At 61.2% G+C, this 22098-nt stretch carries 21 protein-coding genes; 13 read left to right on the forward strand and 8 right to left on the reverse strand.

The features are described 5' to 3' along the window. The first annotated feature begins 68 nt into the window (after window positions 1-68). The 7 genes from AC07NT_RS14680 (at window position 69) to AC07NT_RS14710 (ending at window position 8335) form a co-directional block, all read left to right on the forward strand. Entirely contained in the window at window positions 69-755 is a 687-nt protein-coding gene (locus tag AC07NT_RS14680) for a TerC family protein (RefSeq protein ID WP_498599382.1), read from the forward strand. Between the two features lie 412 nt (window positions 756-1167). Then, complete coding sequence (locus AC07NT_RS14685) at window positions 1168-1953, forward strand: Stp1/IreP family PP2C-type Ser/Thr phosphatase (protein ID WP_498599665.1); 786 nt, start codon at window positions 1168-1170, stop codon at window positions 1951-1953. A 43-nt stretch (window positions 1954-1996) separates the two neighbouring features. Beyond that, a complete protein-coding gene (locus AC07NT_RS14690) occupies window positions 1997-2620 on the forward strand; it encodes an FHA domain-containing protein (RefSeq protein WP_498599381.1) in 624 nt (207 codons plus the stop codon). A gap of 70 nt (window positions 2621-2690) precedes the next feature. After that, window positions 2691-3482, forward strand: a complete 792-nt coding sequence (locus AC07NT_RS14695; protein ID WP_498599380.1) for an MBL fold metallo-hydrolase — start codon at window positions 2691-2693, stop codon at window positions 3480-3482. Window positions 3483-3490: 8 nt separating this feature from the next. Beyond that, the gene (locus AC07NT_RS14700) at window positions 3491-5899 is read left to right on the forward strand and encodes an ATPase, T2SS/T4P/T4SS family (RefSeq protein ID WP_498599379.1); all 2409 of its coding nucleotides are present in this window, start codon (window positions 3491-3493) and stop codon (window positions 5897-5899) included. 187 nt (window positions 5900-6086) lie between these two features. Beyond that, complete coding sequence (locus AC07NT_RS14705) at window positions 6087-6572, forward strand: pilin (protein ID WP_498599378.1); 486 nt, start codon at window positions 6087-6089, stop codon at window positions 6570-6572. An 86-nt stretch (window positions 6573-6658) separates the two neighbouring features. Next, window positions 6659-8335, forward strand: coding sequence for a PglL family O-oligosaccharyltransferase (locus AC07NT_RS14710; protein WP_498599377.1), 1677 nt, complete (start codon window positions 6659-6661; stop codon window positions 8333-8335). A gap of 172 nt (window positions 8336-8507) precedes the next feature. Here AC07NT_RS14710 and moaC read toward each other — a convergent pair whose 3' ends face one another. Beyond that, window positions 8508-8996, reverse strand: a complete 489-nt coding sequence (moaC, locus tag AC07NT_RS14715) for a cyclic pyranopterin monophosphate synthase MoaC (RefSeq protein WP_498599376.1) — start codon at window positions 8994-8996, stop codon at window positions 8508-8510. Between the two features lie 51 nt (window positions 8997-9047). On the opposite strand from moaC, the gene tfpZ reads away from it, so the two are divergent. Both tfpZ and AC07NT_RS14725 read left to right on the forward strand, forming a co-directional pair. Then, window positions 9048-9821, forward strand: a complete 774-nt coding sequence (gene tfpZ / locus AC07NT_RS14720) for a TfpX/TfpZ family type IV pilin accessory protein (RefSeq protein ID WP_498599375.1) — start codon at window positions 9048-9050, stop codon at window positions 9819-9821. Then, window positions 9818-11347: a M48 family metalloprotease gene (locus AC07NT_RS14725; RefSeq protein ID WP_498599374.1), complete on the forward strand. Its 1530-nt coding sequence runs from the start codon at window positions 9818-9820 to the stop codon at window positions 11345-11347. Before tfpZ ends, AC07NT_RS14725 begins: the two co-directional genes overlap by 4 nt. On the opposite strand, the gene AC07NT_RS14730 is transcribed toward AC07NT_RS14725, so the two are convergent. The 3 genes from AC07NT_RS14730 to AC07NT_RS14740 are packed head-to-tail and all read right to left on the reverse strand — an operon-like array spanning window position 11315 to window position 12923. After that, complete coding sequence (locus AC07NT_RS14730; protein ID WP_498599373.1) at window positions 11315-11668, reverse strand: phage holin family protein; 354 nt, start codon at window positions 11666-11668, stop codon at window positions 11315-11317. The genes AC07NT_RS14725 and AC07NT_RS14730 overlap by 33 nt on opposite strands. Before the next feature lie 48 nt (window positions 11669-11716). After that, on the reverse strand, window positions 11717-12175 hold the full coding sequence (locus AC07NT_RS14735; protein WP_498599372.1) for a hypothetical protein: 459 nt from the start codon (window positions 12173-12175) through the stop codon (window positions 11717-11719). 49 nt (window positions 12176-12224) lie between these two features. Beyond that, entirely contained in the window at window positions 12225-12923 is a 699-nt protein-coding gene (locus AC07NT_RS14740; RefSeq protein WP_498599371.1) for a TerC family protein, read from the reverse strand. Between the two features lie 379 nt (window positions 12924-13302). On the opposite strand from AC07NT_RS14740, the gene AC07NT_RS14745 reads away from it, so the two are divergent. Continuing rightward, the gene (locus AC07NT_RS14745) at window positions 13303-13734 is read left to right on the forward strand and encodes a DUF3717 domain-containing protein (protein WP_498599370.1); all 432 of its coding nucleotides are present in this window, start codon (window positions 13303-13305) and stop codon (window positions 13732-13734) included. Between the two features lie 15 nt (window positions 13735-13749). Here the strand turns inward: AC07NT_RS14745 and AC07NT_RS14750 are convergent, their stop codons facing one another. Next, on the reverse strand, window positions 13750-14310 hold the full coding sequence (locus AC07NT_RS14750) for a YaeQ family protein (protein WP_498599369.1): 561 nt from the start codon (window positions 14308-14310) through the stop codon (window positions 13750-13752). A gap of 103 nt (window positions 14311-14413) precedes the next feature. After that, the gene (gene purB, locus AC07NT_RS14755; protein WP_498599368.1) at window positions 14414-15793 is read right to left on the reverse strand and encodes an adenylosuccinate lyase; all 1380 of its coding nucleotides are present in this window, start codon (window positions 15791-15793) and stop codon (window positions 14414-14416) included. 94 nt (window positions 15794-15887) lie between these two features. Between purB and AC07NT_RS14760 the strand changes: the two genes are divergently transcribed. Further along, on the forward strand, window positions 15888-16502 hold the full coding sequence (locus tag AC07NT_RS14760) for a glutathione S-transferase N-terminal domain-containing protein (protein ID WP_498599367.1): 615 nt from the start codon (window positions 15888-15890) through the stop codon (window positions 16500-16502). A 103-nt stretch (window positions 16503-16605) separates the two neighbouring features. Beyond that, entirely contained in the window at window positions 16606-17463 is an 858-nt protein-coding gene (locus tag AC07NT_RS14765) for a ferritin-like domain-containing protein (protein WP_498599366.1), read from the forward strand. Here AC07NT_RS14765 and AC07NT_RS14770 read toward each other — a convergent pair. After that, window positions 17449-18690, reverse strand: coding sequence for an HD-GYP domain-containing protein (locus AC07NT_RS14770; protein WP_498599365.1), 1242 nt, complete (start codon window positions 18688-18690; stop codon window positions 17449-17451). The two genes, AC07NT_RS14765 and AC07NT_RS14770, sit on opposite strands and share 15 nt — an antisense overlap. A 114-nt stretch (window positions 18691-18804) precedes the next feature. On the opposite strand from AC07NT_RS14770, the gene rfaE2 reads away from it, so the two are divergent. Beyond that, complete coding sequence (gene rfaE2, locus AC07NT_RS14775; RefSeq protein WP_498599364.1) at window positions 18805-19332, forward strand: D-glycero-beta-D-manno-heptose 1-phosphate adenylyltransferase; 528 nt, start codon at window positions 18805-18807, stop codon at window positions 19330-19332. A 3-nt stretch (window positions 19333-19335) separates the two neighbouring features. Here the strand turns inward: rfaE2 and glnE are convergent, their stop codons facing one another. Continuing rightward, the gene (gene glnE, locus AC07NT_RS14780) at window positions 19336-22074 is read right to left on the reverse strand and encodes a bifunctional [glutamate--ammonia ligase]-adenylyl-L-tyrosine phosphorylase/[glutamate--ammonia-ligase] adenylyltransferase (protein ID WP_498599664.1); all 2739 of its coding nucleotides are present in this window, start codon (window positions 22072-22074) and stop codon (window positions 19336-19338) included. Between the last annotated feature and the right edge of the window lie 24 nt (window positions 22075-22098).

The following is a 22098-nucleotide window of genomic DNA, read 5'->3' on the forward strand; positions in this document are numbered from 1 at the left end:
GGGAGCGCCCCAGACCTGCAGTCTGGGGCGCTTCTTGTTTAACGATAAGTAATAACAGGAGAACTTGGATGGAAATGCTTCAGGATGTCAATTTCTGGATCGGTCTGATGAAGATCATCTGGATCAATATCATTCTCTCGGGTGACAACGCCGTGGTGATTGCCCTGGCTGCCCGCTCACTACCGCCGCACCAGCAGAAGAAAGCCATTCTGTTCGGCTCTGCCGCCGCTGTGATACTGCGCATCATCCTGACCGTGGTGGCTGCTCATCTCCTGCAGCTGTCCTTCCTGCAGGTCGTGGGGGGCGTGTTGCTGCTCTACATCGGCGTGCAATTGCTTAGCGAGGACGATGACGAAGAAGAGGGCCACGGCAAGGAAGGCGGCGGCCTCATGGCTGCCGTGCGCACCATCCTGATTGCGGATCTGGTGATGAGTCTGGACAACGTGATTGCCGTGGCGGCCGCTGCCAAAGGCAACGATGTCCTGTTGCTGCTCGGTCTGGCGATCAGTATTCCACTGGTGATCTTCGGCAGTACCCTGATGATCAAGCTCATGGAACGTTTCCCCATCATCGTGACGCTGGGTGCAGCCCTGATCGGCTGGGTCGGTGGCGAAACCATTGTGAGCGATGTGGCGCTCAAGGAGATTGCCACGGCAAATCCTTGGCTGCATTACGCCGCTGCTGCCGCCGGGGCCGTCTTCGTGGTCTTGCTGGGGCGTGCTTTGCAAAAGCGTGGAAAATCGGCCGAAGGCTGACCTCGTTCCCCGCCGCAGAGCCGGTGTTGGCGTGAGGGCTTCTGCGGTGGTGCCATGGATCTTGAGCCATACTCGGTAAGGGGTGGCTCGGGATTTGCAAAAAAACGACAACTCCCCGTGCATTACTACCTTGTCGGCCGGGGGTTGCTCTGCTAAGGTCGGCAGCTTGTATGGCGTGCTGCTAGGTACGCTGGTTTCATGGTGGGCCACAGAAAACACTGGCATAAGCCCCACGGATCTGAACAGGCACGAATTGGCAACTTCATTCACAAGCAAAAGGCCTCTATCGGAATCGGGGCCCGCCTTTGTCGTGCTTTTGTGGGCAGCCCTGTCAATTGCAGCAAATGGGCGGGGCATGTCTTCATATCCCGTCTTGTCTGAGGCAAACCATTGAGCCATGACGACAGACGCCATGATTTACAGATTTTGTGCCCAAACCGACCCCGGGCTTGCCCGGCAAAACAACGAAGACGCCGTTGGTTTTGACGAGGGTACCGGGGTGGCCGTCCTGGCTGATGGTATGGGCGGCTATAACGCGGGTGAAGTGGCCAGCAGTATGGCCACTTCTATCATCAATACAGAGATGAATCGCTGGCTGGCCGAGGCAGGCGTGGCGGCAACGGTGCAAGACATCCGTCGCGCGCTTGAAATCTGTGTGAGCAACGCCAATTCGGCGGTTTACCAGGCCGCGCGCGCAAACACGCATTACTCCGGCATGGGAACCACGCTGGTGACCGGCGTATTCCGTGGGGCCGATCTGGTGATCGGGCACATAGGCGATTCGCGTTGCTACCGGCTACGGCAGGGGGAGCTGGTGCAGATCACTCGAGACCATTCCCTGCTGCAGGAGCAGATTGACGCCGGCTTGCTGACCCCAGAGCAGGCCGCCCTGTCCATGAACAAGAATTTGGTGACGCGTGCACTGGGTGTCGACGACGCAGTGCTGCTGGAGGTGCACGAACACACTGTCGAGCCAGGCGACGTGTACCTGATGTGTTCGGACGGCCTGTCCGACATGGTCCGGGACCAGGATATTGCCAAAATACTCCAGTTGCCTTTGCCTCCCGAGCAGCGCGCCAAGGCCCTGGTCGACACGGCCAACGCACATGGCGGGCGGGACAATATCACGGTCCTTCTGGTCCAGGGCGAAGCCGAGGCAGAAAAGCGCGGTCTAATGGCGCGTTTGCTGGGAAAATAGCGAAGGTTATATTTATAACGAGCAACAGGAATAGGAGTCGGGCATGCCGAAAATGATCGTATCGATCGACGGTGTTGTCATCAAGGAAGTGCAGCTGACCAAAGAACGCACAACCCTGGGGAGGCGACCATACAACGACGTGGTGATCGACAATCTGGCCGTCAGCGGAGAACATGCCGCACTTCAGATGGCAGGCAACGAGGTCATGCTGGAGGACTTGAACAGTACCAACGGTACGTATGTCAACGGCAAGGCCGTCAAGAAGCAGGCATTGCAAAACGGCGACACCATCGAAGTCGGCAAATACAAGATCAAGTTTGTCAATGAGGTCGAGGCTCCCGGTTTCGACAAGACCATGTTGTTCAAGCCGGGTGAAACGCCTATGGCGGCGGCAGAAGCTGCAGGACTCAACGGCGCGTTGCGTGTGCTTTCTGGCACGGCCTCTGGTCGTGAAGTGCCGTTGACGAAGGCGGTCACGACAGTGGGCAAGCCGGGCGTGGCCGTGGCTTCCATTTCGCGCCGAGCCCACGGCTATGTCGTGGCGCATGTCGAAGGCTCGGGCATTCCGATGCTCAATGGCGCGCCGATAGGCAACGAGCCTGTCGCGCTCAAGAGCGGCGACGTGATCGAGCTGGCGGGCACGAAAATGCAGTTTATCCAGAGTTGAGTCTGCAGCGGGCCCGGTGGGCCTGCTGAATCCTGTGGGCCTGCTGTGGCGGGCAGACAAAGGAGTGGTCATGAAGGTGCGTGTGTTGGGCTGCTCAGGCGCTATCGCCAGGGAGTGCCGTACCACGTCCTTCGTGGTGGATGGCGATGTTCTGGTCGATGCGGGTACGGGTGTCGGAGATCTGACCCTGGATGAGATGCTGAGCATTGACCACGTGCTGCTGACGCATGCGCATCTGGACCATATCGCTGCCCTGCCGCTGATGCTGGATGCCATTGCTGCGCGTCGCAGCAGCCCGGTTCAGGTCTACGCCTTGGCGGGAACGATTTCTGCCCTCAGGACGCATATCTTCAATGACGTGATCTGGCCGGATTTCACGCGGCTTCCGAGCGCTGAGGCGCCGTTCATTCATTTTCAGGAAATCCGGGTTGGGGAGGAACTGCAGGTAGCCGGCAAGCGCATCGAGGTGTTGCCTGCGGTGCATACCGTGCCGGCCGTCGGCTACGCCGTGATGACGCAAGAGGCCTGTTGGGTTTTTTCCGGCGATACCGAGCGCAACCCCGCTTTTTGGAGCAGAGTCAACCAGCTCAACGTGAGCATGCTGGTGATCGAGACCGCTTTCAGTAGCCGCGAAAGCCAGTTGGCTGAAACAAGTCGGCATCTGTCACCAGCCGTGCTGGCCGAAGAGCTCGACTGCATCAGTGCAGGCAGCAACTATCCGATTTACATCACGCATACCAAACCCGCGGAAACCGAGTTGATCATGTCCGAAATTCGCAAGCTGGAAGGCAGTCGTCCCAGTGCCCGGAAGCTGGCGCATGACATACGTTGGTTGCAGGCCGGGCAGGAGTTCGATCTATGAGTGCCGTCATGAAACCTCCGGGCGCAGGCGCGGTTGCTGAACCGGGCTACCGTGATTCGCAGCAACCCACATCAGACAAGCAGGACAAGTCATTTGAAGCCTTGTTTGTACGTCAGCTGAAGCAGGTGGTGCTGCGCATCCACGAGACCGAGAACGTCGAGCAGATCATGCTGGAGGTCAGCCCAGAGATCTGCAAGCTGTTCAATGCAGACCGTCTGACCCTGTATGCGATCAGCGATGATGAAACATCCATCGTCTCCAAGATCAAGACGGGCCTGACCAGCAGCCGCGAACTCAAGCTGCCCATCAGCCCGCAAAGTATTGCGGGCTACGTTGCCTTCAGCCGCAAGTTGTTGAACTTGGCCGATGTCTATGATGAAGATGCGCTCAAGCAGATCCATCCCTCGTTGACTTTCCTGAAGGAGGTCGACAAGCGCTCGGGTTATCGGACGAAACAGATGCTGGTGTCTCCCATCATCGAAGGGGGCAATCTGTATGGGGTGCTCCAGGTCATCAACAACAAGAATGACCAGCCGTTTGGCGAACTGGACGTCAAGGGCGTCATCCAGCTGTGCAAGACACTGGCCACGGCCATACGCCAGCGCCTGCAGAAAGTGGACGAGCCGCAGCGCATCCGAGCCACCAAGTACGACGGCCTGGTCGCCGACGGCCTGCTGAGCGGGGCGCAGCTGCAGGACTGCGTGCAGGAGGCGCGTAACGAAGGGCAACCCGTCGAGCATTTGCTGCTTAGCAAGCATCAAGTCACGCCCGCCCAGGTGGGCCCGTCGTTGGCCAAGTTTTTTGGTGTGCCTTACGAGCCTTTTAATGCGGGGCGCATCCGCTCTGAGATGCTGCACGGCTCGCTCAAGCGTGAGTTTGCCGAAGGCCAGGGCTGGATACCGCTGGAAGAGTCACCCGAGGGCCTGGTCATCATGTGCCTGGATCCCGAGGCCACGCGCGGTGCGCGCGTGGTGCCGCAAGTGTTCTCGCGCATCAACAAGTTTTCCTATCGCGTTACTACGCAGACCGAGTTCGAGCAGACGCTGGAGCAGCTGTTTGGCGCCACGGCCGACGGGACCTCGATCGACCAGTTGCTGGCGGATATGGGTACCCCGCTTGGGGATGACGGGGAAAATGACGACTCGCTGGAATCAGCGGCGGCCGACAACGAGTTGGTCAAGTTCGTCAACAAAGTCATCATTGACGCGTATCAGCAGAAAGTCTCAGATATCCACATTGAGCCCATGCCAGGCAAGCTCAAGACGGGCATCCGCTTCCGGATCGATGGCACTTTGATGCCCTACATCGAAGTCCCTGCGCACTTCCGGCAGGCCATGGTTACACGCCTGAAGATCATGTGCGATCTCGACATTTCCGAGCGCCGCAAGCCGCAAGACGGCAAGATCAAGTTCAAGAAGTATGGCCCGCTGGACATCGAGCTGCGGGTGGCGACCATTCCATCCGCTGGCGGCGTGGAAGACGTGGTCATGCGTATCCTGGCGGCGGGCGAGCCGATACCCCTGGAGAAGCTGGGGCTGACGCCTCACAATCGCGAACGGCTGGAGTCCACGGTCAGCAAACCTTACGGCCTGTTCTACGTCTGCGGCCCGACGGGCTCGGGCAAGACCACCACGCTGCACTCCATCTTGAAGTTTCTCAACACGCCCGACACCAAAATCTGGACGGCCGAGGACCCGGTGGAAATCACGCAAAAGGGCCTGCGACAGGTACAGATCAACAAGAAGGCCGGTATCGACTTTGCGCTGATCATGCGTGCCTTCCTGCGTGCCGATCCGGACATCATCATGGTGGGTGAGTCGCGCGACAAGGAAACTGTGTCCATGGGTGTGGAAGCTTCGCTCACAGGCCACCTGGTGTTCTCCACCTTGCACACCAACTCTGCACCGGAGTCCATCACGCGTTTGCTGGACATGGGCATGGACCCTTTCAATTTCGCCGATGCCCTCCTGGGCATCCTGGCACAGCGTCTGGCCAAGAAACTGTGCGACTGCAAAGAGCCTTACAACCCGGGAACCTCAGAGGTCAACAGCTTCATCTCCGAGTACGCCCAGGAATTGCGCAATACCAAGGCCTGGAAGGCGGACTTCAGTGGCGAAGCCCAGAAGCTCTATGAAGAGTGGGTGGTCAACTACGGTGAGGACGGTAAGCTGCGTTTCTATAAACCTGTGGGCTGCGAGAAGTGCAACAAGACCGGCTACAAGGGCCGATTGGGTTTGCATGAGCTACTCATCGCTGATGACACCATCAAGAAGCTGGTTCAGGAGCGTGCCCGCGTGGCCGAGATATTTGCTGCGGCCGTGGAAAGTGGCATGCGCACCCTGAAAATGGACGGCATGGAGAAGATCATGTTGGGCATGACCGACCTGAAGCAAGTTAGGCAGGTCTGTATCAAGTGACAAGTCTGGCTGGACAAAAATGTCAGTTCGGAAGATGTTGAGACAGAAATGAAGTCGAAATCGACGATATTTACTGGATTTCACCTTAAAACGACACCATAATCCACCATCCCGGCTTGGCACGGAAACTGCTGATCCAAGACCATACAGCACCGCTGTATCCATTTCTTTAACCAAGGAGCTTTACATGAAGCGTTCACTGCAAAAGGGTTTCACCCTGATCGAACTGATGATCGTGGTTGCGATCATCGGTATTCTGGCCGCCGTCGCCCTGCCGGCTTACCAAGACTATACGGTTCGCGCCAAGCTCTCCGAAGTGGTTCTCGCCGCATCGCAATGCCGTACCAGTATCACGGAGTCGGTGCAGTCTTCCAGTTCGACGCTGCCCGCTGCAGGTAACTGGGGTTGCGAGTCGTCCACCTCGACATCCAAATATGTCGCCAAGGTTGAGACCAATGCCAATGGCGCTATTCTGGTTACCGCTCTGAACTTCCCGACCACCCAAATTCCCGCAACAGGCGGCGTGATTCTGGCCCCGGCTGCGGCCCTGGTGGCAGGCAGCACCATTGGTGCGTGGCTGTGCGGTCCTAACTCGACCATGCCGCCCAAGTACCTGCCCGGCTCCTGCCGCGATACGACTGTCAGCACCCAAACTGGCTGGGCAGCGAACTGACCGCGTCGGTGCGCTTTTAAGCGCATCCTGTTCTTGAGAAGACGCCCCGTGAGGGGCGTTTTTTTTTACCCCCCAATGGATGACCCATGGTTGCGATTTCTGCGCTGCTCTTGTGCCTAGCCTGGTGGATGCCACTTCACTTTCTGCCCTGGGTGAGCTGGCACAGCGAAGCACTGGGCTTTTTGACGGCGATGCTGTTGGGATGGTCCGCATGGCTGGCTGCGACAAAAGAAGGTTGGAGGGCCCAAGTGGCTGTACCGGTCATGGTGTGGCCTCTGGCCGGCTTGGGAGTGCTCGTGTTGGTGCAAAGCCTGCGCGGCCAGATTACCTTCGGCGGCGATTCCTTGGTTTTTGGCATTTACTTGTCAGCGGCCATCATTTGCCTGACGGTGGGCTATGCCGGCGGCGCTACGCAAAATGGGCGGGATCAATACATGCCACTTCTGGCGCAAACTCTGCTGGCTGGCGCCTTTGTATCGGCCGTGCTGTCGTTTGCCCAAGTATTTGAGTTGTGGGAAACCGCCAGCTGGATTTCCCTCATGCCCTCGGGAAGACGCCCTGGCGGCAATCTAGGACAGCCCAACCATCTGGGCGTCTTGGTGCTGATGGGGGTTCTCAGTCTCTTGTTTCTGTATGAGCGCAGAAGAATAAACGGGATAGCTGCCGGGCTGCTGTTGGCAACCCTGCTGACCTCGCTCGCCATGACCGAGTCGAGAGCCGGCGCTTTGAATTTTATGGTGCTATCGGGATGGTGGCTATGGCATCGAAAGTCTACCGGATCGACGACGCGTCCCTGGCTTTTTGGTTTCGCCGCGGCTTTCTATCTGAGCGCGCTCTGGTACTGGCCTCAAATCTTGAATTGGATCCTAATCGTCTCTGATGAGGGCGTAACGATCAATACAAAACCAGGTTCACGGCTGATCATCTGGCCCCAGCTGTGGGACGCCGTATGCCTGCACCCCTGGTTCGGCTGGGGTCTGGGGGCAACACCCAAAGCCCACAATTCCGTGGCAAGCCAGTTCGAGATAAGCGAGCCGTTTTCGTATGCGCACAACATCCTGCTTGACCTGGCCTTGGGCATCGGTCTGCCACTGACTTGCCTATTGGTGGGGCTAGTTGCGCTCTGGTTCAACCGGCGACTCAAGGCGGTGCAACACCTCACTCAGTGGTATTCCATGGCGCTAGTGCTTTTGCTCGCGCTTCATTCGTTGTCGGAATTCACGTTTGCGTACAGCTATTTTCTGGTGCCCGTTATGTTGGCACTTGGATATTTTGAGGCAGTGTCTGGGTTCACGGCGCCAATACGCGTTGGCGTCAGGGTAGCCGGGGTGTTCCTGCTAACGGCCAGTATTTTGATGGCGTGGTCAGTGTTTGAGTATGTGCAGATAGAGGAAGACTTCCGCATCGTGCGTTTTGAAGCCATGCGGATAGGACAAACTCCCGATGACTATCAACGACCGAAAGTGGTGATGTTGACGCAGCTCGATGCCTTGTTGAATGGGGGTCGGATTGTTCCCAAACCATCCATGTCATCAGAAGAGATGGAGTTGGCGAAAAATGTGGCCCTGCGCTATCCGTGGACGGCGCTCCAGAATCGGTATGCGTTGGCGCTAGCACTCAACGGTCAGACGGAGGAGGCACTCAGGCAGGTAAAAGTAATGCGCGCCATGCATGGTGAAAAAGATTACGCGCAGATCAAAGCCAATTGGGAAACTCTGGCCAAGGAGAAATACCCGCAACTCGGCCAACTAAAGTTGCCATGAGCCGCACTTCTCGCCCCAGGCCAGGGTGGCGGAAAAGCTCTTCGAGTCCGTCGTCACGCCATGACGAAACGAGGGCGCGCTTCTATCCGGTGCGCTACAAGGTGCCCTGCTCTGCGAGAGTATGCGAGTTAGACCGCCGACCAGTCATCGTTCCGGCAGATGTATCAAGACCTCAAGGCGCGAGATAGCTGCCCGATTTCCCACCGTGCTTTTCCAGCAAATGGATGCTGGTCATGGTCATGCCGCGGTCCACAGCCTTGCACATGTCATAAATGGTCAACAGGGCAACCTGCACGGCAGTCAAGGCCTCCATCTCGACACCGGTCGGCCCAACGGTTTCCACCTGGGCGGTACAGATCACATGCGCTGGTAAAGTTTCCGCAGAAGGGTTGGCCGAAAAGTCGACTGTCACGCGGGTCAATGCCAACGGGTGGCACAAGGGAATCAGGTCACTGGTTTTTTTGGCTGCCTGGATACCCGCGACGCGAGCAATCCCCAGCACATCTCCCTTTTTTGCCGTACCGGCTTGGATAATTGCCAGGGTCGCCGGCTGCATTTCGATGCGTCCGGCGGCAACGGCGATTCGGTGTGAGCTAGCCTTGGCCGCTACGTCCACCATATGGGCCTGGCCGTGTGCATCGAAATGGGTAAGTGAACTCATGGAAAATCTCAACTTTACAAAATCGCTACATAGCTTGAGCATCATACGACCATGAATCACATGAGAGCACTTCATTGGAAAGATCGCTTCAAGGCCAGTTCCATCCACCTGGGTTTGAGCCTTTGCATTGCTGCCCTGGCGGCCCTGTTAGTGTTTGGGCTCTGGTACCCCTATCCTTACCGGGACAGTTCGGGTGGCAGGGAGTTGTTTCTGATCGTTGTCACGGTGGACGTCATACTGGGTCCGCTGATCACTCTGACGGTCTTCAACCGAAGCAAGCCGCGCAGGGAACTGGTGCGGGATCTGTCGACGGTGGGCCTGATCCAGCTGGCTGCCTTGGCCTATGGCTTGTGGACGGTTTTCGTTGCCCGGCCAGTTCATCTTGTGTTTGAATACGATCGCTTTCGTACGGTCCATGCTATTGAGGTTTCCGACGAACTCCTGGGCAAGGCACCGATAGATTTGCAGAGAATGCCGATCACCGGGCCTACGACGCTCGCTCTCAGACCGTTCCGCGATGCCAATGAGGAGAGCACGGCCACGCTCATGGCTTTGCAGGGACTCTCGCTGAGTGCGAATCCCGAGTTATGGCAGGCCTATCCGCAAGCGCGCGCACGTGTTCTGTCAGCCGCCAAGCCGTTGACAGAGTTAAGCACGCGCTTTCCCCAGCAAGCAGCATTGATCAACGCTGGCGTAGTGCGGACTGGCAAAAGTGCAGGGGAATTGGTGTACCTGCCCATGGTTGCACGTCAGACGTTCTGGACGGTATTGCTCGACGCGCAGAGCGCCGAACCGCGTGGCTTTGTGCCGCTGGATTCGTTTTGAAAAAACAGAAAACCGACCGAGCCTGGACCGCACAGCATTGGCTGGCGGGTTTGTTGGCTTTGGCGCAGATCCTCGCTCCAGTCGCTGCCCAGACGACCTTGCCTTCCTTGGGCGATGGCGCGGAGATGAGCACCAGCGCCGAGAGACAACTGGGTGACCGCATTGCACGGGAACTCTACCGCGACCCCGACTATCTCGACGATGCCATCTTGGGTGAATACGTCCAAGACATCTGGGTGCGCCTGATGAATGCTGCCCGCCAGCGCGGCGAGCTGTCACCGGAGCTGGACCAGCGGTTTGCCTGGGAAGTTGTGCTTGGACGCGAACGCAGTGTCAATGCCTTCGCGCTGCCCGGGGGCTATATGGGGGTGCACCTGGGTCTCATCGCCGTGGTGGGCAGTGAAGACGAGCTGGCTTCGGTGTTGGCGCACGAACTCAGTCACGTGACACAGCGGCATATTGCCCGCATCATCAGCCGTCAGAGCAACCAGGCGCCCTGGCTGATCGGTGCCATGATCCTGGGGGCGCTGGCGGCGGCGAGCAACCCAGGCGCCGCCGGCGCCATGATCGTCGGTGGTCAGGCGGCGGCGGTGCAGGGCCAGCTCAATTTCTCGCGCGACATGGAGCGTGAGGCCGATCGTGTGGGTTATGGCGTGATGACGCAGGCTGGCTTCGATGCCCGGGGTTTTGTCGGCATGTTTGAAAAATTGCAGCAGGCCAACCGCTTCAATGACACCGGCGCCTTCCCCTACCTGCGCAGCCATCCCTTGACCACGGAGCGCATCGCCGACATGCAGTCGCGCCAGCAGTTGCTGGAGCGTACCGCCCCGTCACAGCTGACGATGGCACATGCCATGCTGGCAGCACGTGCGCGCATGCTGGCTAATCCGGAAGTTGACAATCTGCGAGCCGCCTTGTTGCAGGCGCAGACGGCAGCGACGATGTCGCCTGCGCAGCAGGCCGGTGTGTACTACGCGGCAGTACTGGGGGCGCACGGCTTGCGCGAGTTCGAGCAGGCACAGCGTTGGCTGGAGCGTTTGCAGGCGGTGAGCCATGCTGATGCGCGGGCAGCTTATCAGGCGCGCCTGCTGGCTGCCGAATTGGCCCTGGCAGTTGCGGATCCGCGTCGCGCCCGTACGCTTTTGGATGCGGGGGCACCTGGCGCAGGCCAGGCTGTGCCCCGTCCCTTCCTGTTCCTGCGCGCCCGGGCCTGGATGCAGAGCGGGCAGGCGCGCGACGCCGCCGAACAGCTGCAAGTCTGGTTGGCTAGCCGGCCTAGGGACGCGCAGGCCTGGCAATTGCTGTCAGCCGCCTATGCCGCCCAAGGGCAGACCCTGCGTGCCGTGCGGGCCGAGGCGGAGGTGCATGCCGCTCGCCTGGACTATGCCGCTGCCCGTGACCGCCTGCGCGCTGCGCAGGAAATGGCCCGGCAGGGCCCGAACGTGGACCACATCGAGGCGTCGATCATCGACACCCGCAGTCGTGAGATCGAGCTACTTCTGCGGGAACAGGCGCTCGAGCGCTGAGTCGATCACCAGGCTGAACATGGAATACAGCAGCGAGCCCAGCAGGGCCGCGGCGAAGTCACGCACCTGAAAATCCGCCAGCAGGCTGGCTGCCGCCCAGAACAGCAGCGCATTGATGATGAAGAGGAACAGACCCAGGGTGATCAGCGTGACCGGAAGCGTCAGCAGGATGAGCACCGGCCGCAGGAAGATGTTGAACAGGCCGATCACAAAGGCCGCCAGCAACGCCGCAGAGAAGCTGTGTAGTTCGACGCCGCTGTAGAGATGCGCGACCGCCAGCAAGGCGGTCGCGCTCAGCAGCCATTTGACCAGGAGTTTCATGGCGGGCAAGCATAGCAGCACCCGCGCATGAAGTCCCGGGTCGGGGTGTTATTCGCTGGCCAGCACCAGGAAGGCGCCCATACCAGCCACAGCGCCCGGAACGGCCCAGCGTGCATCCTGGCTGGTGGGTTGCTCGGGCGTGACAGGTGCCAGATCCTGGCCGAATTTCGGGCGGCGAGCATCCAGCACGCGCGCCACTCCATGCTTTTCCAGCAGCTCGCGTGTCATCTCGAGCAGCGGTCCTTGGGACAACACAGGCGTGACCTGGTCACCCAGGGCCTGCAATCCGGGGGTGATCTGTGCAAAGAGCTTCTCCGACCATTTGTTGCGCCAGTTTTCACGCGCGGTGTGGTTGACCCATTTGCTGATGTGCCGGGTCATGCGGGGCGGGCAGGCCACCACGATCCAGTGGGTTGCTTGGCGCTGACCAGGCACGCTGCCCTCCATGGGCGCCAGTTGATGCTGCGCGTACTCGGCATCGTCCACATACACAATGATTTTGTCCATGATCTACTCCTTGTTGATTAAGGGACGGGGGAACAGGGGTGCGGCTCTCTCAGGCGGCCTGGCCGGAATGGCCGCTTTGAGTCGATTGGCGACGGGTGTGCCACCATCCAGCGCTCAGGACGCCAGCAACAGCCAGTGCGTAGAGAGCCCAACGCGCGGCGGTGTGCGGATCAAACACCGGGTCGAGCAGCGGTTCGTTGACAATCATCTTGGCCGCGGTGAAGGCCAGAACGGCGGCACCGAGCTGAATGATGACGGGAAAGCGCTGGACCAGCTTGAGAACCATCGTGCTGCCAAACACCACGATGGGCACGCTGATGAGCAGGCCCAGAACCACCAGGTCAAAGGAGCCGTGTGCAGCGCCAGCCACGCCCAGCACGTTGTCCACGCCCATCAGGGCATCGGCCACGATGATGGTCTTCATGGCGCCCCAGAAGGTCTGGGCGACGGGGCCGTGGCTTTCATCCCCGGCATCGTCGGTCAGCAACTTGTAGGCGATCCAGACCAGGCCCAGGCCGCCGACCAGCATGAGGCCCGGAATCTGGAGCAGCCAGACCACACCAATCGTCATCAGGGAACGGACGACGATGGCGCCTACCGTGCCCCAGACGATGGCCTTTTTCTGCAGATGGGATGGCAGGCTACGAGCAGCCAACGCGATCACGATGGCGTTGTCGCCAGCGAGCACGAGGTCAATGAGAATGATGGCCAGCAGCGCCGACCACCATGCAGTGGATAAAAACTCCATGACAAAACTCCGAGTTGTTTCGATCAACAACCTGGAACAGGCAACGTCAATGGAGTCTTGGGGCCGAGACGGACCAAGACGTGCTTCGACGAAACCTGAAACAGGCTCCAATCGAAGGTCTTGCTCGGCATGGTGTCATGCAGATTTTTGCCCAGCAAGCCGGAAGTCATGCTTCGTAATGACGACTTGCTGATACTCGCCGCAACGGTAGTCTTGGTGACCACCTCCCTGTGTCGCAGCAAATGGGAGCTACTCCCCTTCGTGAGAGCATTGAAGCACGGATGATGTCAACCATGCAACTGATGTGGTTTTTGGGATAAGGCACCCCTGCAACGGCCAGGACACAGAAGCTATGATCCCTGTCCCATCCGAAGTGACCATGGCAGGCATACACATCACCGATATCGAAGCGGCTATCAACTACTGGCGCGAGCGCGAACCATCACCTGATGGCGTCACGCTGGCTAAGCCAGTGCGAGCGCTGGCCGAGGTCTACGCCCTGCTGGTCTTTTACCGCGAGCAGGAGGCCGACGAGTTCAGCATGCCGGCGTCGGCCATGCAAGCCTGGTTGGGTTGGTACGACAGCACACCGGATACACCCTGTATTGCGATCTGTTCCACCAGCCAGGGGGATCCTGAGTGCAAGGGTTGTGGCCGGACCTTCGATGAGGTGCAGCTATGGACCGAGATGCGACCCGCCCAAAAGCGGCAGACCTGGCTTCGCATCACCCTGCATGGAGGGGCCTGGCGTTTCAACCGGTATGCCGAGCGTGCGGCTGAAGGTACGTCGGTAGCGGTGGCCGAAGCCTAGTTCGAGGGCCGGCGTTTACTTCCAGCGTTGGGCTTCGATGTCCACTTGGTGCCGGCCATTGCCCAGCATCAAGGTACCCTCCTGGATCGTGGCCTGCAGCTGCATGCTGCGCTCGGCCATGGCGGCCAGTGACTGGGAGGCTTCGGTGGGTACACGCCAGATTTGAAGTTTATCCAGCCGGGTAAGCTTGTTTTCGATGCCGCGCCACCAGACCTCGGCAGCGTGCGCAAAACAATAGACCACCACCGCATCTGATTTGCTGCAGGCCTTGGCCAGAGGCTTGTCCTCGGGCTGACCAACTTCGATCCAAAGCCGGGTCTGACCGGTGTAATCGCGCAGCCAGGCATCAGGTTCGTCAGGGTCCGACAGGCCGGCACCAAAGGCCAGCGTGCCGTCGCCGTTGCACACGGTTTGCAGCTGATGGGCCTGCAACGCCAGTGCGACCAACCGGATCATCATGCGTTCATCGGTCTCGCTGGGGTGCCGGGCGAGCGTCAAGGCATGGTCGGCGTAATACCCGTGGTCAATGTCGGCAATCTGCAGGTTGGCCTTGAAGATGGTGGATTTGATGGCCATGGTGATGCGAAGGGTTATTACGGGGAACGCTGTGGAACAGGCCCCGTCGGGCCACTGGCGTTGTCCCCCTCTCAGGGGGAAGCGGCGCTAGCCGCTCAGAGGGTCACACTCTCTTCGCGAGTTCGGCCGCCTTGCCAATGTAGCTGCCCGGCGTCATGGTCAGCAGGCGCTGCTTGTCGGCCTCGGGGATCGCCAGGCTGCGGATCAGCTGGTGCAGGTCTTCGGCCGTGACCGTCTGGCCGCGTGTGGCTTCCTTGAGCTTCTCGTAGGCACCCTGCACGCCATAACGGCGCATCACGGTCTGAATTGGCTCGGCCAACACTTCCCAGGATGCATCCAGATCGGCAGCCAGCGCTTCGCTGTTGAGCTCGAGTTTGCCCAGGCCGATGGACAGCGACTGGTAGGCCAGCACGGCGTAGCCCACGGCCACGCCCATATTGCGCAGCACCGTGGAGTCGGTCAGATCGCGTTGCCAGCGGCTGATAGGCAGTTTTTCGCTGAGGTGGCGCAGCAAGGCGTTAGCCAAGCCCAGATTGCCCTCGGCGTTCTCGAAGTCGATTGGGTTGACCTTATGTGGCATGGTCGAGGACCCGATTTCGCCAGCCTTGAGCTTCTGTTTGAAGTAGCCCAGCGAAACATAACCCCAGACGTCACGAGAGAAGTCGATCAGGATGGTGTTGGCACGTGCTATAGCATCGAACAACTCGGCCATGTAGTCGTGAGGTTCGATCTGGATGCTGTAGGGCTGGAAGCTCAAGCCCAAGCCCAGGGGTTCGGGCGTCTCAACCACGCGGCGGGCAAAGGCTTCCCAGTCGAATTCGGGCCAGGCGGCCAGGTGCGCGTTGTAATTGCCTACTGCGCCGTTCATCTTGCCCAGAATCTTGACCGCGGCGATGCGGTCGCAGGCCGTCTGCAGGCGTACCACCACATTGGCGATTTCCTTGCCCACGGTGGTGGGGCTGGCCGTCTGGCCGTGGGTGCGGCTCAGCATGGGCACTTCGGCATAGGCCTGGGCCATGTCGCGCAGCTTGAGCAGCAGCTTGTCCAATGCCGGCAAAAGCACGGTGTCGCGCGCACTGCGCAGCTGCAAGGCGTGGCTGGTGTTGTTGATGTCTTCGCTGGTGCAGGCGAAATGCACAAACTCGCTGGCCTTTTCCAGCTCGGGCCGGGCCTCGAAGCGGGACTTGATCCAGTATTCGACGGCCTTGACGTCGTGGTTGGTGGTTTTCTCGATGTCCTTGATGGCGTTGCCATCCGCTTCAGAGAAGTTTTTCACCAGGTTGAGCAGGTAGGTCCGGGCACCGGGTGATAGCGGCGGGAACTCCTGGAAGCCAGCGTCGCTCAGGGTGATGAACCAGGCCACTTCGACCTGGACACGCCGGTGCATATAACCCTGTTCGCTCATCAGCGGGCGCAAGGCGGCGAGCTTGGCGGCATAGCGCCCGTCCAGCGGGGACAGGGCCGAAATGGTGGTGAAAGTCATGCCCGGATTGTAGTTTGGCGGCCTGCGCCGGGGGTGAAAGCCCGAGACCGGGCGCGAATCGTTAGAATCCGCCCCCTGGACTACCAAAAGACCCATGAAACTGATCGGCTCCCATACCAGCCCCTACGTGCGCAAGGTGCGCATCGTGATGGCCGAGAAAAAACTGGAATACACCTTTGTGCTGGAGGATGTGTGGTCCGAACAGACCCGCATCGTGGACGCCAACCCCCTGGGCAAGATCCCTTGCCTGATCATGGAGGGGGGCGAAGCCCTGTTTGACTCGCGCGTGATCGTCGAGTATCTGGACACCCTGTCGCCCGTAGGCAAGCTGATCCCGCCGGTTGGCCGCGAACGTGCCGAGGTCAAAACCTGGGAGGCCCTGGCCGACGGCGTCATGGATGCTGCCCTGCTGGCCCGCATGGAAGCGGTCTGGCCCCAGCGCTCCGAGGCCCAGCGCAGCCCGGCCTGGATCGATCGCCAGCTTGGCAAGATCGCAGCCAGCCTGGACGCCATGAGCCGCGGCCTGGGCGACAAGCCTTTTTGCTCGGGCACCCACTTCAGCCTGGCGGACGTGGCCGTGGGCTCGGCCCTGGGTTATCTGGATTTCCGTTTCCCCCAGATAGGCTGGCGCGACACGCACCCCAGCCTGGTGCGCCTGCAGGACAAGCTCATGCAGCGGCCCAGCTTTGTCGACAGCGTGCCACACTGAGGTCGCGCGGCACCCATTTCCCTGGGTTGGCGTGCGGAAACGACCGCCCGTCAGGCATTTGTCATCGGGCCGCCATAGAATCCTTGCACCATGAAGGAACGCCATGCTTTACCCTGAACTGTTCAAGCAGCTGGAGGCCGTGCGCTGGGACATGGAGAAGGACATTCCATGGGACAAGTTTGATGCCTCCCTGCTCAGTGATGAGCAGGCTCAGACCATCAAGATGAATGCCATCACCGAGTGGGCGGCCTTGCCTGCCACCGAGATGTTTCTGCGCGACAACCGTGATGACAGCGATTTTTCTGCTTTCATGTCGATCTGGTTCTTCGAGGAGCAGAAGCACTCCCTGGTGCTGATGGAATACCTGCGCCGTTTCCGGCCTGAACTCGTGCCCACCGAGCAGGAGCTGCATGACATCCGCTTCGAGTTCGACCCCGCCCCGGCGCTGGAGACGCTGATGCTGCATTTCTGCGGCGAAATCCGTCTCAACCACTGGTACCGGCGTGCCGCCGAATGGCATACCGAGCCCGTCATCAAGCTGATCTACACCACGCTGAGCCAGGACGAGGCGCGTCACGGCGGGGCTTACCTGCGCTATATGAAACGTGCCATCGGGCAGTTTGGTGCCGAAGCCAAGGCCGCTTTTGCCAAGGTGGGCGTGCTCATGGCCAGTGCCCGACGGACTGCGCAGGCCCTGCATCCGACCAATCTGCATGTGAGCAAGGCTTTGTTCCCGAACGATACGATCCAGAGCCGTCTGCCCAACCCCGAGTGGCTCGAACATTGGCTGGACAAGCAGATCAACTTCGACGCCGCATGGGAGAGCAAGGTGGTCGAACGCATCCTGCACAACCTCAGTTTGCTGTTCGGTCGCAGCTTCCAGTCGGTGCAGGAGCTCAACCGCTATCGCAAGGAGCAGATGGCGTCGCTTACCCCGCTGGCCCCTTCAGGCGCGGTCTGAGCCGGTGGCGGTCGTCAGCGCGAGCATGCGCTGCAGGTTGAGCTGAACCTTGACCTCGCGGTGCGGTACGCTGGCCACGATGCGGTAGTCGCGCACGCTGGTGTCGCGTATTACCGGCTCGGCCACCGGGATACCTTCCCGATTGATCAGTACGGCCACGCGCGGCGTGGTGGTGTTTGCGCCGCGCCGGATCACGGCCGCTACCTCGTCGGTATTGAGTCGCACGAAAGAGCCCGGCGAATAGATCCCCACTGCCTTGATCAGTGCCGCGCCGGCCTCGTCGACCTGCCGGTTTTCGTCGAAATAGCTGGCCTGCATGGCCGTGGCAGGGGCTGTGGGGGTGCGCGAAGCACGCGGCGCCAGTCGCGCACCGAACATGTCGGCGCGCTGGATCAGGCGCGCCATGCGTTGCCCTTCCGACTTCGCGGCCAGCGGTCCTGGCGGCACGCTGTGGTGATGGCGCACAGCCTCCAGCCAGCTGGCATCGTTGACGCCCGCCTTCTGCAACAGGGCCACCGAGCGCAGCGCATGCTGGTCGATCTGCTGGCGCTGCTCGGGGGACAGGGGGGTCAGCTGCTGGGCCAGCTTGTCCTGCAGGTCGGTCATGCCCAGGTTCATGGTCAGTGCAGACAGGCATAGAACCTGCTCCTGTTCGGCAGGCCAGTTGAGCACCTCGCGCGCAGCCAAGCCGCACATCACGCTGACCAGCATGGCATGGGTGGCGCTGTACATCCGAATCTCGCTGGCCGAAAGATGAAAAAGCGCGAACAGGGCGCCGTCCGGGTTGCCCATCGAATGCTGGCGCAGCTGCTTTTGCAGGCGTACCAGGCGCGGCAGGAATTGGGGGGCTGTGCTGTCGCGCAGGATGCTGTTGGCCTGTACCTGGTAGTCCAGCCAGTCGGGCGGGCCGTCGGCGAGGTCGGGGTCGTTGCGGCCAGTGTCGATTTCGGCGCGCGACACATGAACGCCCGCGATATGCCCCAGGGTTTTTTCCTTGCGGACCATGTCGTGCAGCATGCCCACATAAGCGCGGTGGTGGGCCTCGGAGTCGGCGACGTCGATATAGAGCGCAACACCGCGCCCGACCAGGGACTGCAGCTCGCTGCGGCTGGCGATCACGTAGCCCTTGCTGGCCAGGAGCGTGCCATCGGCGTCCATCAGCGGAAAAGGCAGGGGCTCACCGATCCGCAGTGAATCCAGGCTGACGGAGACGAGTTTGGTCGACATGGGCTGGGCAATTATGCCCCTGTGACCGCCCTGGTTGGCCTCGGATTGAGGGGTAAAGCGCGGCTGTTTTCACGAATTGCCGCCACTTCGTGCGTCGCTGCTAGGATGCGGGCCATGACACAAGCACCCGTGACCCAGCAGCCCTCCGGCGGCCCCTACCCCTTGCCCGCCTTTCTGGACAAGCTGTGTCCACGTGCCGAGCTGGGCCGGCGCCTGGCTGCCCTGCCCCGGCCCCTGGTGTTTACCAACGGCGTGTTCGACGTCATGCACCGGGGGCACGCCATCTACCTGGCGCAGGCGCGGGCCCTGGGGGCCAGCCTGGTCGTGGCCTTGAACACGGACGCGTCGGCGCGCCGCCTGGGCAAGGGACCGGACCGCCCGCTCAACAAGGAAGAGGATCGCGCGGCGCTGATGGCCGCCCTGGGCGCGGTCGACCTGGTGACCTGGTTTGACGAGGACACGCCCCAGGCCCTGATCGCCGAAATCCGTCCCGACATCCTGGTCAAGGGCGGCGACTACGACATGCGCAAGCTGCCTGAGACAGCCCTGGTCGAGTCCTGGGGCGGGCGTTCATTGGCCCTGCCCTTTGTCAATGGCTATTCGACGACCGCGTTGGTGCACAAGATCCGCAGCACGGGTTGAAGATCAGGCCGGATCGAACACGGCCTTCCACAGGGCCAGCACGGCGCCGCGTTCGCTGGAGATGGACTCCGCCGCGACCTGGGTCGGTTCCTCGTTGAGACGAGCGCGGTGCTGGATGCGCCGTAATTCACGGTAGGCGTCGGCGGCCGCATTGCCCACCCCGGCGGGTAGCAGGCCCACGGTTTCGGCTGTGCGCAGCAGGGCGATGTTGCCGACATTGGCCACCAGTTCCGGGTGGTGTGTCGACTGCGACAAGACCAGATACTGCACGGCAAACTCGGCATCGACCATGCCACCCGGGCTGTGCTTGACGTCGAACTGCTCGCCGCGGACCGGATGCGCCTGACGCACCTTGTCGCGCATGGTCACGATCTCCTGACGCAGGGCCTGCGCATCACGCGGGGCGGCGATCACGGCCTGGCGCACCTGGTCGAAGCGCTGGCGTAGATCGGCGCTGCCCAGCACGAAACGTGCGCGCGTCATGGCCTGGTGTTCCCAGGTCCAGGCGGTATTGCTGCCGCGCTGCTGCTGGTAGTTGGCGTAGGCCTCGAAGGTGGTGATCAGCAGGCCGGAGTTGCCGTTGGGTCGGAGCGCGGTGTCGATCTCGTAGAGATCGCCTTCACAGGTCTTGACGGTCAGCCAGTTGATCAGTTTGCGTACCAGCAGGGCGTAACTCTCGGCGGCGTCCTCGTGTGCATCCTCGTAGACGAAGACGATGTCCAGGTCGCTGCCATAGCCCAGTTCCTTGCCGCCGAGCTTGCCGTAGCCGATGATGGCGAACTGGGGCTCCTCGCGATGCCTCTTCTTCATGCGCGCCCAGCACCAGCGCGTGGTGATGCGCAGCACGGCATCGGCCAGGGCCGAGAGATCGTCGGCCACCTGTTCCACCGTCAGCACGCGTTCCACGTCGCGCGCCAGGGTGCGGAAGACCTCGGCATGGTGGGCCCGACGCAGCAGATTGAGCAGCGACTCCTCATCGTCGTCGCCAGCTGCCTGCAGGGCTTTCTGGCGCGCATCGAGTTCGGTCTCGAAAGCGACCGGGTCGAAACGCTCGTCCATCATGGTGCGGCTGGCCAGCTCGTCGATCACCCCCGGGTGCTGCAGCAGGTAACGTGCAGGCCAGCGTGCCGCGCCCAGCAGGCGCAGCAGGCGTTCGTGCACGGCCGGGCGTTCCAGCAGCATGGCCAGGTAGCTCTCGCGCCGCAGCAGCGGCTCCATCCAGTCCACCAGACGGCAAGCGGCCTCCTCGCTGGCGCGATCCTCGCGCAGCCAGTCGGCCGTGCGTACGACCAGGCGTATCAGGCGGGCGCGGGATTCTTCCCGCAGGGCCAGCACCCGCGGGTGCGTACGCCAGGCGCTGACCCGTTCGCGAAAGAGCGGGGACAACCGTTCCAGCAGGCCATCAAAATCGGGCGCGGCCGGGCCGCCGTTCTTGCCGTTTCCGTTGCCGCAGCCTTTGCATTCCTTTTGCCCGGCGCCACCGAGCAGGATGTCGAACTCTTGCGCCACGACCTCGCGGTAGGCATCGAGCTGGCTCAGGAATTCGCAGGTGCTGGCAAGGCCCATGCTGCGCGCGATCCAGTCCAGATCCTCGTCACGGGTGGGCAGCACATGGGTCTGCTGGTCGTCCAGGTACTGGATGCGGTGTTCCACCCGGCGCAGGAATTCGTAGGCCCGAGCCAGCGCCTCGGCCGTGGCCTGCGGCATGAGCCCGGCCTTGACCAGGCGTTGCAAGGCATCGAGTGTGGGACGGGTGCGCAGTTCGGGGTATTGGCCGCCGCGCACCACCTGCAGCAGCTGCACGGTGAACTCGATCTCCCGGATGCCGCCGCGGGATAGCTTCACATCGTTGCTGCGCTCGGGATGCCCGGCGCTGCGTTTGGCCGCGTGCTCGCGGATCTGCCGGTGCAACACACGCAGCGAGTCGAAGACGTTGTAGTCCAGGTAACGGCGAAAGACGAAGGGGACGACCAAGCTGCGCAGGGCCATGACCGAACCGTCCTGCAACTGGCGTTTGGGCGCCACGATGCGGCTCTTGAGCCAGGCAAAACGCTCCCACTCCCGGCCCTGCACGTGAAAGTACTCCTCCAGCGCGCCCAGCGACACGGCCGGCGGGCCCGAGTTGCCATTGGGGCGCAGCGCCAGATCGACGCGGAACACAAAACCGTGCTCGGTGGTATCACCCAGCAGGTTGTAGATGGCCCGCACCGCCTTGGCGAAGTACTCGTGGTTGGAAATGCGGTTACGTCCCTCGGCATTGCCGGCGGTCTCGCCATCCTGGTCGTAGATGTAGATCAGGTCGATGTCACTGGAGACGTTGAGTTCGCGCGCGCCCAGCTTGCCCATGCCCACCACCCAGAATAGCGCGCGCGCGCCGGCCGGCGTCAGCGGCATGCCGTGGCTGTCGTCCAGGGCCTGCATGACTTCGGTGCAGGCTACGTCGAGCGCGAATTCGGCCAGTTCGGTCATGCTGGCGGTGATGTCCTGCAGAGGGGCCTGTTGTTCGCAGTCCAGAACAACCAGACGTTCCATGACCAGCTGACGGATCGTGCGCAAGGCCGCGCCACTGTCAAGGCCGGCATTTCGCAAACGGGCAAAAAGCGCTTGCAGGGCCTGGGGGTCGGGGCGGCCCGGAGGCAACTGTGCCAGCAGATCGGCATGGCGACGCCGTATGCGCTGGACGAAACGGGAATGGTCGGCGGCAGGGGGGGATGCCGCCAGCGCCTGGGTCGCGCCCTGCATCAGGCCGCATGCATCGTTGCGGGT

The organism is Hylemonella sp. GW821-FHT10B10, assembly GCF_059415585.1.